Source organism: Alphaproteobacteria bacterium (assembly GCA_040216735.1).
Taxonomy (GTDB): Bacteria; Pseudomonadota; Alphaproteobacteria; order SHVP01; family SHVP01; genus CALJDF01.
Genome location: JAVJOO010000002.1, coordinates 1097571 through 1114894, shown reverse-complemented (window position 1 = coordinate 1114894; position 17324 = coordinate 1097571). Strand labels below are relative to the sequence as shown.

Genomic DNA, 17324 nt, shown 5'->3' with positions numbered 1-17324 from the left:
AGCCCCCGCGCCTATACGACCGGCTAGTGCGCGAGCGGTTCTTCGGGCAGGTCGCCGTCAGCGACGCGCCAGCACCGAACGCTGCGCCCGTCGTCAAGTTTGGTCAGTTCCTGCGGCATATCCCGGCACTTGTCGACCTGCGCCGGGCACCGACCGTAGAGATAACACCCCTTTGGCAGGTTTTCGGTGATCGGGCTCGGAATTTCGCCTTCGAGCGTTTCGCGAACCTCACGGTCGACCCGGCGGTTCGCGGTATCGGGAAAGAGATGCGAGGCCAAGAGCGCGCGCGAATACGGGTGGCGCGGGCGATTGAACACCTGGTCCTTGGTGCCGACTTCGACGATCTGCCCCAGATAGAGCACGACCACCCTGTGGCAGATGTACTTAACCGTGGTCAGATCGTGCGAAATGAACAGGTAGGCGATGCCCAATTTCGCCGATAGATTCATCAACAGCTGGATGATTTCAGCCGTGGTCTCCGGCGTTAGCGCGGAGGTCGGCTCGTCAAGGACGATGAAGTCCGGGTTCGACGCGATGGCCCGGGCGATCGACGCGCGCTGTTGCCGGCCCGCGCTCATCTCGCGCGGCAAGGCAAAACGCATCGACGGCTCCAGCCCCACCAACGCCAACAGCTCGGTGATGCGGTCTTCTTTTTCCTGGGCAGTAAGCTTGGTGTGAAGATTGAGCGGCTCGCTCAAGACTTGGTGGACGGTCCAGCGCGGATTGAGCGAATCGAGCGGATCCTGGAACACGATTTGAAGATCGCCGCGGAACTTGCGGAATTCATTGCTACGCAATTCGGCGATATTGCGGTCTTGAAAGATGATCTCGCCTTGGGTCGGCTCTACGAGGCGCAGGACGCACCTACCAATCGTTGTCTTGCCAGACCCCGATTCGCCCACCAGACCGAGACACTCGCCCGGTCGCAATTCGAAATCAGCGTGCTCGACCGCATGCACCTTGGATTCCGATGCGCGGATCGGAAACAATTTGCTCATGTCTTTGACTTCTAGAATCGGTGGAGCACTACGATCGATCTTGCCAAGGACCGATTCGCCCGCCGCTTGCGCCTCGCGTTGTAACTCCAGAATGCGGCGGCTGTATTCGTGCTGCGGCGACTTAAAGAAGGTGTAGACATCGGCGTCTTCGACGATGGTCCCTTCGTGCATGATCACGACACGGTCGCAGTAGTTGGCGACGATGCCGAGATCCTGGGTAACCAGCACGACAGCAGAGTTCGTCTGCCGGCAGCTATCCCACATTTGATCGAGGAACTGCGCCTGAATGGTGACGTCGAGGCCCGAGGTGGGCTCATCGGCAATCAGCAACTTGGGCCGCGAACTGAGCGCGATAGCGATAAGGACGCGCTGTGCCATACCGCTCGATAGTTCGTGCGCATAGGCTTTGACCCGGCGCTCCGGGTCGTTGATCCCCACCATACGCAGCATGTCGACTGCATGGTTCCAGGCTTCACGCTTGGTGACGTCGTTGTGGGCCCGGTAGACATTTGCGATCTGATCGCCGACACGCATCATCGGGTGCAACGAATAGCGTGGGTTTTGGACGATCATCCCGATATCGCGGCCGCGCATCTGCCGCACGGTCTCTTCATCCATCGTGAGGATGTTGTCGTCGAGGAAGTTAACGACGCCGCTATCGATCACACCGGGCGGCCGGACCAGGCCCAGAAAGGCCATCGCCGCCGTGGATTTGCCGCACCCCGGTTCACCCATCAGACCGACGAACTCACCCGGTTTGACCGATAGATTGAAGTCACGGACAGCGAAAACGTCCGGCCCCTCGACGATGGGAAATCGAACGGACAAATCCCGAACTTCGAGAATGTTTCCGGTCGACGACCGGACCTGCGTCGATTCTCTGGTTTCTGCGACCATGGTTATCCTACCGGTAATCTTCTTCGAGGCCGTGCCCAACCGCGGCAAACCCGAAAATGGTCAAGGAAATGGCGACGCCGGGGAAAATCGACTGCCACCACTCGCCAAGAATGATTTGCGGCGCACCCAACGCGATCATCAGACCCCACTCGGCGGTGGGCGGCCGAACGCCGGCACCGACAAAGCTCAACCCAGAGGTCAATAGGATCGCGAACCCAACCGTCGTCGACAATTGGATCAACGACGGGACGAGGGAGTTCGGTAGTACGTGCCGGAACGCGACGGTCCACTCGGAATTGCCGACGGCGCGCGCGGCCTCGACATAACCTCGTGGCATTTGCCCGAGAACCTCCGCCCGCGTCAGCCGGATGAAGATCGGCATGTAAACGATGGTTAGCGCGATGACGATGTTTCCTGTGCTGCGGCCCGAAAGGGCAACCAGGATCATCGCCGTGATGAAGACCGGAAATGCCTGAAGCAGGTCCGAGATCCGCATCAATATCTCGGTCAAGAAATTCCTGAAAAAGCCGGCTAGAAGACCGAGCGTCGTACCGATGATCATCGACAGAAGCGCCGCAATCAGGGCGATCTGCAAATCGGTTCGCGGGGCAGAAATCGTCCGCGAGAAAATATCCAGGCCCGAGTTGTCGGTGCCGAACCAATGCGGCGGATCGGCGCCGAGGAACACGGTATCGATGAAGAGACCCGGCCACTTGAGGATGGGCGGCGGACCGACCGAGACATTTCCGGTCGCGAAATTCGGATCGTAGGGCGAAATCAAAGGCCCGAAAAAGGCGAGAAAAATCGCGAGAGCGACAATGATCACACCGAACGCAAATAGTCGTTCTTCCTTGAACTTGCGAACTAGATCGATCTGTCGCCGTTTCGTGGGGATGCCTTCGGTCACCATGTGCGGTTCGACATGCTGGTCGATATCTTCCGGCGTGGGCGTGTGCCCCGGCGGGTTTGTTGGTTCGTTCATCTGCTATGCCCTAGAACGCGATGCGCGGATCGAGGAAGGCGTGGAGAATATCGATCGCTAGGTAGATCACGAGTGACACCATCGCGATGATAAGCACCGTCCCCTGAATTGCCGGAAAATCGAGATTGAGGATCGATCGAATCGAGTATTCGCCGATCCCGCCCAACGAGTAGATGAGCTCTACCGGTACGGCGCCTCCGAGGAGAAAGCCGTAAATGATCGCCGTCAGTGTCATGGCCGGAGCTAAAGCCGCACGCAGTGCATACCGCGCCACTTTCTTGCGCGATAGTCCGGCACTGCGCGCGTAGAGAATGTAGTCCGAACGCAACACGCGCAGCATATTTTGCCGCACCATCTTCACGATCGGACCGGAGACTACGAAGACCAGCGTGAATACCGGCAGCATCAGGTGCCTAGCGGCATCGTACAAAACGTCGAACCGGCCGCGCAGGATGGAATCGATCAAGATAAACCCGGTAACCGGGTCCGGCGCTGTCAGGAACGGATTAAGGCGTCCAAGGGGCGCCGGTGCTGAAGGCCAACCCGCTTGCTGGAACAGGAAGAAGAAGACAAAAACGAACATCAGCCCCCACCAGAACTCCGGCTGGGACCCAGCAAACAGTCCCCACACAAAGGTAAACCGGTCGGCGAAGCCACCCGGGCGAGTGCCGCTGGACATTCCGAGCGGCAGCGCCATCAAGAAGGCAAGGATAAGACTGTAGGTGATAAGTTCGAGTGTAATCGGCAGGAACCGCGTGACCTCTTCAAGGATCGGCGAGCCGGTCACCCACGAATCGCCGAGTGTCCCCTGTAAGATGCCATCCTTATCGGACGTCGAGAAAATGCCGAGATAGTTAGCGAGTTGCTGTATCTGACTTTCATGGAGACCGAGCGACTCTTTCGCTTGCGTCACAGCCTCAGGCGTTGCGTTCAAGCCGACAATCCGGGCAACCGGATCGGCGTCTAATCCACGGATAAGAAAAAACACAACGAGTGAAATGCCGATCAACTGCAAAAGAGCAATCGCCACTCGTTTGGCAATAAAGCGCCAGACCATCTCGCCTCCCCATTTCCCCATCCGGCCCGAAGGTCCGGCTTTCCACTTACAAGCTCACGCGACTATCCTGTCGCCTTTCTTGCCTAAGCGGGGGGCCGACTCTCCCACAACACCCCGTCAAGTCAAGAGGAATGACCGTACATTGCGCGAGGGCATTTTGCCGAGGCAGCACCACTAGCAGGGAAGTTTTAGATGATTACAGGCAAAGAGGTGACGTGCGAACCATTGAGCGCGGAGCAATTCGCGCCATTTGGAGATGTCCTCGCCCCGCAAGCGGCGCGCCTGGACAACCGCGACCTTCTCTCGATGGGCTACGCGCGCATGTCCGATAGCGTGCCCGACTCGCGTCTCGACGACTTCGACGTGCTAGACTACTGGGGTGGGATCGCCACGATATCCCCCGAAGCGATGCGGTTGGGCTACCTTCGGCCCAAGAAAAGAGATCTCGCCTTTTCCTGGTTCGAACGTCACCTCAAGGGTACCCAGACATTTGTGCCGCTAAACGGCGCCCGCAGCATCATCGCCGTCGCGCCACCCTATGAAAGCGACAATCCTGCGGCGCTGCCGAAACTCGACGAGGTGCGCGCATTTGTCCTCGACGGGAGTGCTGGCGTTAACCTCCATCCAGGCACATGGCACTGGACGCCGTTCCCCCTCGACGATCGAAGCGACTTTATAATACTGGTGCGCGCAAGCGTTGCGGAAGACGACTTGAACTTCATCGATCTGGAGAAGCGCCTCGGCACAAGGATCAAGATTCTGCTGGGCAATCAGTCGTAGTTCAGCTCGGTCGACACATCGACGAATAGCGCGCCACCTTCTTGTTTTATCGGATATATCAAGAGGTCGACCTCCGCTTCGCCAGTGGATTCTCCAGTACGCAAATCCCATTGCCATAGATGAAACGAACAGGTGAGAGTCGCGCCGTCGCACATTCCGGTCGACAACGGCTCATCCATGTGCGGGCAGCGCAGTGGGTAGGCGAAGACCTCGTCGCCTGCACGGGTCACAACAATCTTCGTGCCCTCGAGATCGAATTCCTTCAATTCATTGTCGGCTAGATCACTGAGTCCGCAGACTCGCTTCCAATCACTCATCGTTCGGCAACTCCCTAACTGAACTTGTCATAGCGAATACGTGCTGGCGGGACCTTACCCTGCACGATCAGCGTCCGCATCGCCGCTTCAACCATGGGCGGCGGACCGGCAAGGTAGGCCTGCACGTCGGCATACCGTCCAGTCATTATTTGGTCCATCGCTTCGTGGACAAAACCGGCAGCAACGGACGCATGCCCGAGTTGCGTCATCTCGTCCGGGTTCGGCATCGTTTCAGAAAACGCAATCGTAAGCGCAACTTTTTCGGGATACCGACCTGCGACAGCAAGCAACCGCTCAGTCTCATAAAGGTCGGCGAAGGACCGAACCCCGAAGAAAATGTCGGCCCGGTGACACTCGAAGTGACTGGCGCCCTGCGCCCGTTCGAGGATCGAGAGGATCGGCGCGAGCCCGGAACCGCCGGCGACGCAAAGGAGGTTCGCCGTATCACGCTCGGGACGGAACGACGCCTTACCGAGCGGTCCCACGACCGTGACGGTATCCCCGGCCTTCGCGCTACCCGCGAGCCACGCCGACGCGGACCCACCGGGCATCAATTTCACGGTAAAGACCAGCACTTTGCCCGTCGGATCGTAGGACGCCATCGACCAGCCCCGGTACCCAGGGAACGCCGGGGCGCCCACCAGCACGAACTGGCCAGCGTCGTAGGGGATCGACCGCTCCGGCCTGATCTCCAGACGCCGTACATTGTGATTGAGCGGCGTAATCGATTCCACGACGCCGTCGACCGTCGTCGGGAGAAATCCATCCAGATCGGGCAGCTTGGCGCGGACACTCAGGCTGCACGCGGTGAGCGGCCGAGCTTGGCACATTAGGATTTCGTTGCCGTCGGTCTTGAGTAAGCGCGAGGCTGGCGCGTCAACCCACCCCGGATCGACGTCGCCCTCGATCAAAGTGGCCTTGCAGTTGGCGCAGGAACCGTTGCCGCATTCGTAGGGCAATCCGAATCCCGCCCCCAAACCGGCCAACAGAATTTCCCGGTCGCCCGGGCAGTCGAAAACGATCGAACGGTCACGTCCGGTAACTTCAATGCGCATGGTACAAGCCGCTCAAATCGGGATGTGGGATCCTATCCCCAGGTCGCGCGTTTCCAGATGCGCCCGTCGCGCCTTCAACAGGCAACGCGCGCCACGGCAGTCCACCTCGTCGAAATAAGTGCCCGCGACGAAAAGATTCGACCGGCCTTCGGGGTCGGTATTGGTGACAATGAACGAACTCGTCACCGCGGCAACCCCGGTGTTTTCGTCACGGTCGATCAGATAGACCGAGACGTGCCGCTTGAGCGTCCCGAGGCGCTTTAGATGCTGCGGGACCATCTCAAGGAGCGCGCGCATCCCCTCATAGCCCTGGTCGAGCCAAATCATCTCCTTGCGGATTTCAGGACTGTAGACCGTGATTCGGTAATCCAGTTCCGGTGAGCACAATTCCATGAAGGCTGCAAATTCCTCGGCATCCAGCGCCATGCAGGCACGATAGACGACTTCTCGTATTTCTTGATCCGATGGCATGAACGTTCTCAACTATTACAGGGGCTATGCGCGGGGCGCCCAGTCATATCGCTCCACGCTTTATAGTAAGCTCTGAGCATCAGGTCATCCTGGCCCTGACCGCCTTCGTCTCGAGCGATAATCTGGTAGCGCGCGGCACCGTTGCCGAAGGCTTTCTCGCAAGCCTCCGCGGCAAACGCGTCTTCCGGCACATTACGCCCGAACGGCCCCCAATAGTCGTTGTGATGGCGGATGCGCATACGTCGATCGGCCGCCGATTCGCCCCGAATACCAAGGCCTCGCGACTCGACAATCGTTCGATGGGGATCCAACGGCGTGACCGTATCGATCCGCATCACCGTGCCGCGGGTAATGATTGTGGTGTCCGGGAACAAGGGCGTGAAACGCGCATCGTTCACAGTGAGCCCAGGAAACGCCGCCGAGGCGTCCCGCGCGCCATAGGCCTTATAGTTATTGTAGTCGGCCTTGAGCCCGCCGATCGCAAGGTGCCCGTTGGGATAGACCCGCAGATCGCGCGCCGCCATCGGCGCCGCGGTCATCTGGGTGGTACGTAGCACGACGTGCATGAACTCGTGATAGAGGTCAACGATGGTTTCCTGCCAGGCCTTCCAGTTCGCGTTCACCGTGCCGCGATGGAAATGAAAGACCTCGTACTCGATCGCCGGATCGCCAAACACTTGGTCGAAAATCTGGAGCGAATCGCCGAGGAATGCATCGAGCGAAACCGCATGGTCATCCAGCGTGACGAACACCAGACCGTGCCTGGTCGCCGTGCGGATCGGCCGCCCATCCGCCATGCACGTGATGCCCCGGTCGGCGCCGCGCATCACCGTCAAGGACCGCAAGGCATGATGCACCGATCGACGGTCACCGGGTTCGGGAACTTCGCTCTCGTGGCAGGCGAAATGCCACACCTTACCTAGCACCCGGTCGAGTTCGTCCTGGAACACGGCCGCGTCGCGGTAGACCTGTCCGCTGACATAATTCTCGGCGCTCAAGTTTGGCGGGCGATCACGGTCCCGGAATGGGCGGGAGGGCATTACTCGGCCGCGGCCACACCGATCGGATGGGCTGGCGAGCGATCCATGCGCCGAGCCCATTCGGCGTACCATGCCCTCAGCATGCCGTCGTCCTGGCCTTTGCCGCCTTCTTCGCGGGCGATGACCTGGTGGCTCGCGGCACCGTGGCGAAAACCGGCCTCGCATGCCTCAGCGGCATAGGCGTCTTCGGGAACATTGCGACCGAACGGGCCCCAGTATTGATTGTGGTGCTGCATGCGGGTGCGACGCATCTCGGGCGAATCGCCCTTCAGCCCAAGTCCGCGCCATTCGACCAGCATGGTTTTTTCGTCGATCGGTGTCACGACATCGATGCGGATGGCGGTGCCACGCGCCAGCAGCGCGGCATTGGGCCAAAGATCGACAAAGAAGAAGTCGTCCGGCGTCAATCCCGGGAGCGCCATGCTGGTATCGCGCGACGCCATGCCTTTGTATTTGTCGTAGCTCGCTTTGAGCCCACCACCCATCGTATGACCGTTCGGGAAAACTTTGACGACCCGCGCATCCATGCTCGCTGCGGTGATCTGGGTCCGCCGCAGTAGCACGTGCATCCATTCGTGGTAGAGGTCGAGATTGGTTTCCTGCCATGCCTTCCAGTTCGCATGGAGGATCGAGCGATTGTAGTGAAAGACCTCTAGCTGGCCCGAACCTAGGACCGGTGCAAAGGGCTCCAGGGCACCGCCAATATAGTCGGCTACCGAAGGCGCCCTTTCGTCCAGCGTCACAAAGACGAGCCCCAGGAAAGTTTCGGTGCGTACCTCGAAGAGGCCGCAATCCTCCTTCTTTAGGCCGGCCGATTCGTAGGCCTCGGGCCGCGGAATATCGACACAACTGCCCCGGTCGTCGTAGCTCCACAGGTGGTAGAAGCAAGTGAGACGTTTGGCGTTGCCGCTCGGCTCGTGAATGATCTTGGCGCCGCGGTGGGAGCAGACATTCATGAAGGTTCGGATGACACCGTCGCCGCCCCTGATCGAGATCAGCGGTGTCCCGATGTAGTCGAAAGTGCGGTAGTCGTGCAACTCGGCAAGTTCGCTCTCATGGAAGGCAAGGTGCCAGCACTCACCGAAGATGCGGCTCTTTTCATCCTCGAAGATTGTTTTGTCGGTGTAGACCGCACCGCTTACCACGTGGGTGTCGGATATCTCGGGTTGTACCCGCCATGCGTCGGCGTTACGCGCCATACACCTACTCCCTCGCCACCTGATCCTTCGAAGCCTAGATCATCCTACGCGGGACGGTCCAGTCCACATGCCTCAGCGGCGCGCGCCAAGCGCGTCGAGGCGCCAAGCAAGGACATCCAAGCGGTCCTGACCGAAGAACGCTTCACCCTCGACCGCCAACGTGGGTACGCCCCAGTGGCCCACTGCACTAAGGCGGCGTTCGTTGTCTGATATTTGAGCGTCGTACCGCTCCGGGTAGGCGGCGATCTCGGCATCCATTTCTGCGAGATCCAGCCCGGCGGTACGGACCGCCGAGGCCAGATGGTCGCCTTGGTCCCAACCGACAACTGCGCCGCCCCACATCATCGACGCGACCGCACCGATGAAAGCCATGCCTTTGTCTTTGACACAGGCCAACGCCCCCAAGCGCGAGAGCCGGTGGATATAGGGCTGATGGGCAGCAGGACGGCGGCGCTCGGTTTCGAACACCACCGGATCCGGTTGTGGCCGGGCGAAGGGGATACCGAGATAAGCCGCGGTGCGCTGCGCATCCATGGCGTTATAGGCACCGCGGGCTGGGGGCAGCGATTCGAAATAGTCCGGATCGCGCACCGCAAGCGGCATGACAACGCGTACCGCCAACTCAATCGCATAGCGCCGTTCGAGGTCCTGAATTCGCGGCAACCCGAGATAGCAATAGGGGCTGCGGAACGACCAAAACAGATCAACGGTAACCATTGGTTGGCCTCGTGCATTCGTGTAGAGCGATTGTCGGCCATAGCACCTGAATCGTCCACCGATCGGAATTGCGGCGGCGGCCGCTCCAAAAGGAGCGAAGCGCTTCGCCACCCAGGTGTCTCGGTGCCACGAACACCACCCCAAAACGAACAAAGGGCGGTCCAAATGGACCGCCCTTTGCCGCAGCATTGCTGCAGTGATCTAACGACCGCCGCGCCGCTTGCCGAACCTGTCGTACATGACCAGTCCAGTTGGCGACGCGTTCAGCGTCGTAGATTTCGCTACTTTTTTCTTTTTGCGGCCTTCCGCTTGGGGGCCTTTTTCGCCGCCTTTTTTGCGGGGGCCGCCTTCTTGGCTGCCTTCCGCTTAGCGGGTTTTCTCTTTGCTGCCGACTTCTTGGCCGCTTTCTTCTTAGCGACTTTCTTTTTGGCAACCTTCTTCTTCGCTACTTTCTTCTTCGCTACTTTCTTCTTCGCTGTCTTTTTGGCTGCCGCTTTCCGAGTCTTCCTCCGTGCCGCTGGCTTTGTAGCCGCCGGTTTTTTCCGGGCTGCGGGCTTTTTCTTGGCAGCGGGTTTCCGCTTAGCGGTTTTCCGTTTTGCTGCCAGGGCTGCGACTTTCGCCATTTAGAACCCTCCAATATGGTCCTGAATCAAAGACAAGTTTTCTTCACACGAGACTAACAAAAAAACGTGCAAGTCCCGGCGAGACTACAGAATTTCGTTTCAATAGTCACTGCAAAAAAACATCGGGCGCAAGGACTCCTCAAGCAACGACTCGACATGAGTCCTTCGTCGCCCAATCGACTCGTCACCAACGAAGATGAGAATGACTTGTCACCGACGATCTGTGTTCCGTCACAAAGTGATTCGACTGCGGCATTCGACGAATCGTCGACGCGAAAAGGCGTTGGTCTTCCAATCGGCAAAGACACAAAGCGCGCTATTTACCGGCGGCGGCGGGTTCTTCTTTGAAATTCTTGATGCCGTAAATTCTGTTTCTCTTCAGTGCGTTACACAGATTTACGGCGTGAGGCCGCCGCCGTTTACGTACAGAACCTGGCCAGTCATGAAGCAGGATGCGGGGCCTGCAAGAAAAAGAATTGGACCGACGATGTCTTCTGCCACGGCCAATCGATCCATCGGAATGGATTTGATGTAGCCGCTGAATTGTCCATCCCAGTCGCCGTCCTCGTCATCGACACGCCCGGTGCCGCCGGCGAGAAACGCTGTCTTGACCGCCGCTGGCGCAACAGCGTTGGCTCTGACACGCGGCGCATTTTCTATCGCAATACCCTTGGTCAGCGCGATGACACCGGCTTTCGCCGCCGAATAGGGGGCGTAGCCCGGCAGGACGCGGACCGCGAGACCGGACGAAACATTTACGATCGCGCTGTTGGCAGCCATGTGCGCCAACCCGTGACGGCAGATAAGGAAGGCCGAACGCAAGTTGCCCGAAATAATGTCGTCCCAGCTTTCCGTGTCGCGTTCGCCAACATTGATAAGATCGTCGCGGTAGCCCACGAGATTGATCAATGCATCGATCTCTCCGTCCACGCGTATCTCTTCAAATGCAGCGACGATGGATGTCTCCTCGTGTGCGTCGATTGCAACGAAGTCGGCTTCGTTTGGACTGGGATGACGCCGGTGGGATTCGGCAAGGTCCAGGACCGTCGTTCGCAGTCCGGTTTCGATACAGGCCTTTACGACCGATCTGCCGATTCCGCCGCAACCGCCCGCGACGACGACCTTGGCTCCCGGTGGAGGTCCCAAACGTTTGAAATCGAGCGAGGCTGGATCAAAACTCAAAGCACTTCCTCCTGTTGGAGCGTTCGTCCGATGAACTCGAACATCGCGGCATGGGCGCGCTCGGTTGCCTCGGGGTCGAAGACAGGCTGGCCTTCTCGCGAGAAACCATGATCGGCATCGGGATAGTCGAGGAATTCGACCGCTGGCGCATCCGAAAGCGCCGCTTTGATTTCTCCGACGACCTCGGGCGGTGCCCATTTGTCGCGGCCAGCGAAATGGATCTGAAGGGGCCCCCGGATCGCCGCAGCGACATCGAGGCGTTGTTCCATGCGAACGCCGTGAAAGCAGACGGCGGTCGGTGCGTCGCGTCGCGCTGCGGAAAGAAAGGCCAACAGCCCACCGAGACAATAACCGACGATGGCGACGCGACCATCGCAGTCGGGCTGCGCCCGCATAGCTGCAATGGCGGCCCCCACGTCGGCAACGGCAAGATCGTCGTCAAGGGCGTTTCGTGCCGCAAAGGCGCGCTTCCAGTCCTCACCGGCATAGTCGAACGACGCACCGGGACAAACACGGTGGTAGAGGTCCGGCGCCATTGCCGCATAACCTTGCGCATTGAACAAAGGCAGGCGCGATCGGAGGAACTCGGTCGCGCCGAATATCTCCTGAAGCACGATGATACCCGGTGCCGGCCCACCCGATCCGGGCGCAAACATGGCAGGCATGTCGGCGCCGTCGGATGTCCTGACGCGGACATCGCCGACCATTCCGCGGCCCTAGTGGGCAGGTTTGTCGGGGAAGGTGACCCCAACCATGCAATCGCGCGTCACCAGAGCGGCGAGTTCTCGTTCGTTCATCCCGTCAGTTCCCGCCGGTCGCGGCGGCAGGACGAGATAGCGCATGTCCGCCGTCGAATCGACAACCTTGATCTCGACATCGCCGGCAAGCTCGGTACCGAATTCCTGCAACACGCCGCGCGGATCGATCACCACGCGCCCACGGTATTGCTTGCTCTTATACCAATCGGGCGGCGGGCCCAGCAGAACGCGCGGATAGCACGAGCACAACGTGCAGACCACGACGTGATGTAGGGCGTCGGTGTTCTCCAAGACAACGAGATTGGGCGCGGGCCCAACGTCATAGCCCAGGCTTTCGATGGCCGTTTTCGGGTCGGCCAAGAGTTGGGTCTTAAACGCTGGATCGCTCCACGCCTTGGCGACGACCTTGGCGCCGTCGGCGGGGCTCACGCTATCCGTCTTGTCGACTTGGCGCCGCAGGTCGTCGGCGGAGAACACTCCCTTTTCGATCAGCAACTCGCGTACGGCCTGTTCGAGCAGGTCGAACTCGCTGGGGGCGCCACCTTCTTCGATAGCGGCATGGTCGTCGTGATCGTGGTCATGATCGTGATGGTGTTCTGCCATGGATCCTCAAGCGTCCGGGTCAAGCCAATGTTCGTAGATATCTGCGCTGAGCGTATCGTGGGCACCGCCGTTGTAGCCGGGCCATACCTCGGACTGCAGAAACCGCACAAGGTAGAGCGGCTTTAGCGGCAACCCCTTCTTGCCGTAGGCAAGTTCTTCCGGATTGCGGAATTCGCCGTGCCTGGATTCAATCAACCCCTCTTTACCGCGCAAATAGAAGGGCGTTCGAATATGGCCCGGCGGGTCGCCCTCTTTGACGCGTACGCGCTGGCCTACTTCGAAGGCAAATGTCACGCGACCCGTCCTTGGCGCAGTTTCGCCAGACGCGTTTCGATCTCCTCATTCGACACAAGCCCTTTTTCGACCACGAGCAGACGCATGGCGGCGATCCATTTCTCGTAATAACTAAACGCCATGTAATCCGACTCGGGCAAAGATTCGATTGCCCGCCGCAATTCGTCGACCCGAAAACGCCGCCTGTCGAGCATCAGCTTCAGGATGCCATCGACACGGTTGTCCCACGCGCTGCGGACATGTTCGCTACGATCGATCGGGCCGAAGTCTCGGCCGCCTAAATCATGGGGTCCCGGCATAGACGCCATTACAAGCGTTTCCGCGGGAGCCGTCAATTTGTTTGGGCAGAATTACTGCGCTGGCGCGCGGCGCGCGGCGAATCGTTGAAGCCAGCTTGAAGCGGCATTAGGCTCAGCACTGACCGGGAGGACCATAGAAATGCACGATCCTATCTTCCATGTCGCTTTTGCCGTGGACGACCTTGCGAAGGCGCGCGATTTCTACACCAACACGCTGGGGTGTCGCGAACGCGCGGACACTGGTGGCAAAGACTACGCGGTCATCAATTTTTTTGGCGCGCAGATGGTCTTGATCGACGCGCCTGACGAAGTCGAGCCAAGCAAGGCCGACCCAACCGTCGAGCCCTACAAGCATTTCGGCATCATCATGGATTGGGACGACTGGAACACGCTGGTCGAGGATCTGCGCGGCAAGGGCGTCGCGTTCCGGATCGCCCCAAATATCAAAGATCACGACTACATCGGGACCGTGGGCAACATGTTCGTTGCCGATCCCGCGGGCAACTTCCTGGAGTTCAAGTCCTATAAGGACAAATCCAAAGTTCTCTAAGGTTTGCGGGCAACCACACTGACATAGGCGATGTGGCCGAAGAACGCGCCCGTGGCGGCGCGGCGGCGGGCCTCCCTCTTGAGGGCGTCGGCCAGGTCTTGGCCGATGACGCCTTGTGCCGCCAGTACTTCGGCGCCCCGTTCGGCGTGCCCCAACATGTAAACCGGATCGACGACTTCGGCATACCCGTGGCTGCGGAATCGCCCGACAGAGAACCCCGCGGCCTTGGCCATCGCCGGGAGACGGCGCGCGATCCAACGATCCATGACGTTATGCTCAGTAACCGCGCGCGAGCAGGCCTGCAGCGGGTCGTGCTCGGCTAACGCAACCGTCGCCGATGCATAGTCTCCGTCAAATACGGCCAGCCAGCCCCCCGGTCGCAGAATCCGCATTGCCTCAAGCAATACCGCCTCGGGGTTGGGGATATGACATAGCGCGGTATGGAAGATTGCCACATCGAACGCGGCGTCGGGATAGGCAATGTTGCGGGCATCGCCGACCTCGAACGACAATTTCTTGAGATCGCCCGCGAGCGCGCGCGCTTTTTCGATCAGGATCGGCGAGGGATCGAGGCCCAGTACACTACCGGGCTCGGCGCGGGCCGCCACCACCCGCGCGACCGGCCCGGTGCCGCAACCGATTTCGATGACACGGGCGTCCTTGGGCCACGCGATATCTGCCAGATAGCTATCGAGCATGGCGCGTTGGTCCGGGTGGGCCGCGCGCACCTCAAGGCGATCGCCGATCGTCTTAACAACTTCGGGGTCGGTTTCGGCGATCTTCGCGTAGGGATCGGACGCCATGACAGCCGCCTAGTATTGCCGGTCGCGCTTGATCGGAAACCGCACCTTGGAGGCGGCCTCTTCCGGCGGTAACGATTGATCCCAAAGTTTGGCGACATACCGGTCGCCCCGCTTCCCGTTCGAGAGGTTCGAGGCCAGGTATTGAATGGGCGGCACCATAATGATCGGCTCGAACAGGTTGCCGTCCGCGCCGGCACGGGATTTATCGCCGACCTTCCCAGGGATCATCGCGGTATCGGTCGCGCCGCCGGGGAGCAACGCGTTAACCGTTACATCGGTATCTTCGAGATCCTGCGCCATGATCATGGTGAGGCCCTCGACCGCCCATTTGGAGGCGCCGTAGGGTGCGTAGCCGCGCCGTTGCATCGTGATCAGGCTCGTCGACACATTGACAATCCGGCCCCAACCCTCTTCCAAGAGATGGGGAACGGCGGCCTTGGCCATGTTGAAGACGCCATTGATGTTGGTGTCGATCATCATCCCCCAGGTATCGGTCGGGATCGCCCAAAACGGGGGGCGTTCCTTGACGAAGTTCTTATCGACATAGGTCATGCCCCGGCCGGCGTTATTCACGACGACGTGCAGATGGCCCCATTTGTTTCTAGCCTCGCGCATCACCCGTTCGCAGTCCTCGACGCTGGTGACGTCGGCTTGCAGCGCCATCACACAATCCTCGCCGCCGACGGCGACGCAATCGGCGGCGGTCTGTTTCAACTCCGCCCCTTCGCGCGCGGCGGTAATCGCGACCTTCGCGCCGGCCTGGGCAAGGCCAAGGGCCATCGCGCGGCCCAGGCCACGTCCGCCGCCGGTGATGACCACGACTTTGCCGTCGATCGATTCGTGCATTTTGTTTCCCCGTGTTTGGCGCCGCTTGGACTTATATGGAGCCAAAACCCGCGCGGCAATGCTTGTTGCGGCACACCATTTGGCGGCCCCCTTCTGCGTCCCCTATGCTACGAACCTTGGTGGCCCCAACAGGAGGACCCGAATGGCACGCGCTGAATCGCCGGCTAACAAACGGTTCAAAGGTCTCAAGGTCGCGCATCCCGAGCGCGCGGGGGACGGCCATGCGGTGATTATCGAGCCCAGTCCTCGGCGAGTCCGCGTGGCGTTCAACGGCGAAACGATCGCCGATTCTCACAACATGTGTCTCCTGCACGAAGACGGCCATCTGCCGATCTACTACTTTCCGATGGACGATGTGCGGATGGATCTGTTGGTGAAGACGGACCACACCACCCATTGCCCCTACAAGGGCGACGCGTCCTATTGGACGGTCCGGGTCGGCGGGCGCGAGGCGGAAAATGCGGTTTGGGGTTACGAGGATCCTTTGCCGGCGCAGCCCGCGCTAAAAGGCCTCGTGGCTTTTTATTGGGGACGGATGGATCATTGGTATGAGGAAGACGAGGAGATCGTCGTCCACCCCCGCGATCCCTATAAGCGGATCGATACAGTTCGATCGTCGCGGCGGGTCGTCGTTACCCTGGGCGGCGACGTCGTTGCCGACACGACGCGCGCGGTTTTCCTGTTCGAAACCGGCCTGCCGACGCGCTACTACATCCCGCGCGAGGATATTGCGGCGACGCTGACGCCCTCGGATACGGAAACCGCTTGCCCTTACAAAGGAACCGCGCGCTACCATGGCGTAAAGGCCGGGGGGAAGACCTACGAGGACATCGTGTGGTATTACCCCGATCCCATTCCCGAGATCCCCAAGATCAAGGACCTTCTGTGCTTCTATAACGAGAAGGTGGACGCAATCTCCGTCGATGGACAAGACATACCGAAACAACCGACCCCATGGTCGGACGGCTAGAGGAAGGCGCAAGAATTATGAGCGGCAAGACACTCTCACAGTTGCTGGCAGGCGACGGCATCGTTGTCGTTCCGGGGGGCGGCACCGCCCTTGAACTCCGGATGGCGGAGATCGCCGGTTTTGGGGCGGGATACGTCTCCGGTTATGCGACCGCGGCAGCGGTCTACGGCGTCCCCGACGTCGGGCTGATCGCTTTCAATGAGGTCGAGGCCAATGTGCGTGCAATCCGGGCGGTGACCTCGATCCCGTTGATTGTCGACTGCGACACGGGATACGGCGATGTCGCGAACGTCATGCGCACGGTGCGCGGCCTTGAAGGCCTAGGCGCGGCGGCGGCTCAGTTCGAAGATCAAACCTGGCCCAAGAAATGCGGCCATATGGAAGGCAAGGTGATCGAACCCGTCGAGCGTGCCGCAGAACGCATCCGGGCCGCCGTCGCGGCACGTCGGTCTCCGGACTTCAAGATCATCGCGCGGACCGACGCACGCGCACCGCTCGGCCTCGACGAGGCCATGCGGCGCCTTAAGATCTATAAGGACGCCGGGGCGGATATCTTGTTCATGGACGCCATCGAATCCCCCGATGAAATGAAGCGCCAAGTGAGCGAACTGCCGGGGCCGCACATGGTAAACATGTCGGAGACTGGCAAAACGCCCCTGATGTCGGCGAACGAACTCGAAGCGCTCGGCTTCAAGATCGTGATCTTTCCGTCGAGCATGATCCGCGTCATGGTGCGCCAGCTTTCTCAGTTCATGGCAATGCTCAAAGAGACCGGCGACTCGCGGTCCTGGCTAGACAAAATGGCTTCCCTCGACGAAACCAACGCCGTCCTTGGATTGCCGGAGCTGGACAACGTCTCCGCTAAGGTCCGCGCCGCCTGAGG

At 60.0% G+C, this 17324-nt stretch carries 19 protein-coding genes and 1 pseudogene; 4 read left to right on the top strand and 16 right to left on the bottom strand.

Annotated features, from left to right (window positions below):
* Positions 1-23: 23 nt before the first annotated feature.
* The 3 genes from RID42_06725 to RID42_06715 are packed head-to-tail and all read right to left on the bottom strand — an operon-like array spanning position 24 to position 3934.
* Positions 24-1895, bottom strand: coding sequence for an ABC transporter ATP-binding protein (locus RID42_06725; protein MEQ8247359.1), 1872 nt, complete (start codon positions 1893-1895; stop codon positions 24-26).
* A 7-nt stretch (positions 1896-1902) separates the two neighbouring features.
* On the bottom strand, positions 1903-2877 hold the full coding sequence (locus RID42_06720) for an ABC transporter permease (protein ID MEQ8247358.1): 975 nt from the start codon (positions 2875-2877) through the stop codon (positions 1903-1905).
* A 10-nt stretch (positions 2878-2887) separates the two neighbouring features.
* Positions 2888-3934, bottom strand: coding sequence for an ABC transporter permease (locus RID42_06715; GenBank protein MEQ8247357.1), 1047 nt, complete (start codon positions 3932-3934; stop codon positions 2888-2890).
* Between the two features lie 192 nt (positions 3935-4126).
* On the opposite strand from RID42_06715, the gene RID42_06710 reads away from it, so the two are divergent.
* Positions 4127-4714 (top strand): ureidoglycolate lyase, encoded by a 588-nt coding sequence (locus RID42_06710; GenBank protein MEQ8247356.1) that lies wholly within the window; start codon positions 4127-4129, stop codon positions 4712-4714.
* Here the strand turns inward: RID42_06710 and RID42_06705 are convergent.
* From RID42_06705 to RID42_06655, 11 genes and pseudogenes are all read right to left on the bottom strand, one after another.
* On the bottom strand, positions 4705-5031 hold the full coding sequence (locus RID42_06705; GenBank protein ID MEQ8247355.1) for a Rieske 2Fe-2S domain-containing protein: 327 nt from the start codon (positions 5029-5031) through the stop codon (positions 4705-4707). The genes RID42_06710 and RID42_06705 overlap by 10 nt on opposite strands.
* Positions 5032-5045: 14 nt before the next feature.
* Entirely contained in the window at positions 5046-6086 is a 1041-nt protein-coding gene (locus RID42_06700) for a 2Fe-2S iron-sulfur cluster binding domain-containing protein (protein ID MEQ8247354.1), read from the bottom strand.
* Between the two features lie 12 nt (positions 6087-6098).
* On the bottom strand, positions 6099-6557 hold the full coding sequence (locus RID42_06695) for a nuclear transport factor 2 family protein (GenBank protein MEQ8247353.1): 459 nt from the start codon (positions 6555-6557) through the stop codon (positions 6099-6101).
* A gap of 8 nt (positions 6558-6565) precedes the next feature.
* Entirely contained in the window at positions 6566-7555 is a 990-nt protein-coding gene (locus tag RID42_06690; GenBank protein ID MEQ8247352.1) for an SRPBCC family protein, read from the bottom strand.
* Positions 7556-7596: 41 nt separating this feature from the next.
* Positions 7597-8796 (bottom strand): aromatic ring-hydroxylating dioxygenase subunit alpha, encoded by a 1200-nt coding sequence (locus RID42_06685; GenBank protein MEQ8247351.1) that lies wholly within the window; start codon positions 8794-8796, stop codon positions 7597-7599.
* A gap of 72 nt (positions 8797-8868) precedes the next feature.
* Complete coding sequence (locus tag RID42_06680; GenBank protein ID MEQ8247350.1) at positions 8869-9513, bottom strand: DsbA family protein; 645 nt, start codon at positions 9511-9513, stop codon at positions 8869-8871.
* Positions 9514-9794: 281 nt separating this feature from the next.
* Positions 9795-10136, bottom strand: coding sequence for a hypothetical protein (locus RID42_06675; GenBank protein MEQ8247349.1), 342 nt, complete (start codon positions 10134-10136; stop codon positions 9795-9797).
* 396 nt (positions 10137-10532) lie between these two features.
* Positions 10533-11318 carry an SDR family oxidoreductase gene (locus RID42_06670; protein MEQ8247348.1) on the bottom strand — a complete coding sequence of 262 codons (786 nt, stop codon included), beginning with the start codon at positions 11316-11318 and terminating at the stop codon, positions 10533-10535.
* Positions 11315-12025, bottom strand: a complete 711-nt coding sequence (locus RID42_06665) for a dienelactone hydrolase family protein (protein ID MEQ8247347.1) — start codon at positions 12023-12025, stop codon at positions 11315-11317. Before RID42_06665 ends, RID42_06670 begins: the two co-directional genes overlap by 4 nt.
* 9 nt (positions 12026-12034) lie before the next feature.
* Positions 12035-12679: a nitrile hydratase subunit alpha gene (locus tag RID42_06660; protein ID MEQ8247346.1), complete on the bottom strand. Its 645-nt coding sequence runs from the start codon at positions 12677-12679 to the stop codon at positions 12035-12037.
* 6 nt (positions 12680-12685) lie between these two features.
* Positions 12686-13272: pseudogene (locus tag RID42_06655) on the bottom strand (nitrile hydratase subunit beta).
* A gap of 139 nt (positions 13273-13411) precedes the next feature.
* Here RID42_06655 and RID42_06650 point away from each other — a divergent pair.
* Positions 13412-13822, top strand: a complete 411-nt coding sequence (locus tag RID42_06650) for a VOC family protein (protein MEQ8247345.1) — start codon at positions 13412-13414, stop codon at positions 13820-13822.
* On the opposite strand, the gene RID42_06645 is transcribed toward RID42_06650, so the two are convergent.
* Positions 13819-14625 carry a methyltransferase domain-containing protein gene (locus RID42_06645; protein MEQ8247344.1) on the bottom strand — a complete coding sequence of 269 codons (807 nt, stop codon included), beginning with the start codon at positions 14623-14625 and terminating at the stop codon, positions 13819-13821. The genes RID42_06650 and RID42_06645 overlap by 4 nt on opposite strands.
* A gap of 9 nt (positions 14626-14634) precedes the next feature.
* The gene (locus RID42_06640) at positions 14635-15471 is read right to left on the bottom strand and encodes an SDR family oxidoreductase (protein MEQ8247343.1); all 837 of its coding nucleotides are present in this window, start codon (positions 15469-15471) and stop codon (positions 14635-14637) included.
* A 142-nt stretch (positions 15472-15613) separates the two neighbouring features.
* Here RID42_06640 and RID42_06635 point away from each other — a divergent pair, with 142 nt between their 5' ends.
* Both RID42_06635 and RID42_06630 read left to right on the top strand, forming a co-directional pair.
* Positions 15614-16441, top strand: a complete 828-nt coding sequence (locus RID42_06635; protein ID MEQ8247342.1) for a DUF427 domain-containing protein — start codon at positions 15614-15616, stop codon at positions 16439-16441.
* A gap of 17 nt (positions 16442-16458) precedes the next feature.
* Complete coding sequence (locus RID42_06630; protein ID MEQ8247341.1) at positions 16459-17322, top strand: oxaloacetate decarboxylase; 864 nt, start codon at positions 16459-16461, stop codon at positions 17320-17322.
* The last annotated feature ends 2 nt before the right edge of the window (positions 17323-17324 follow it).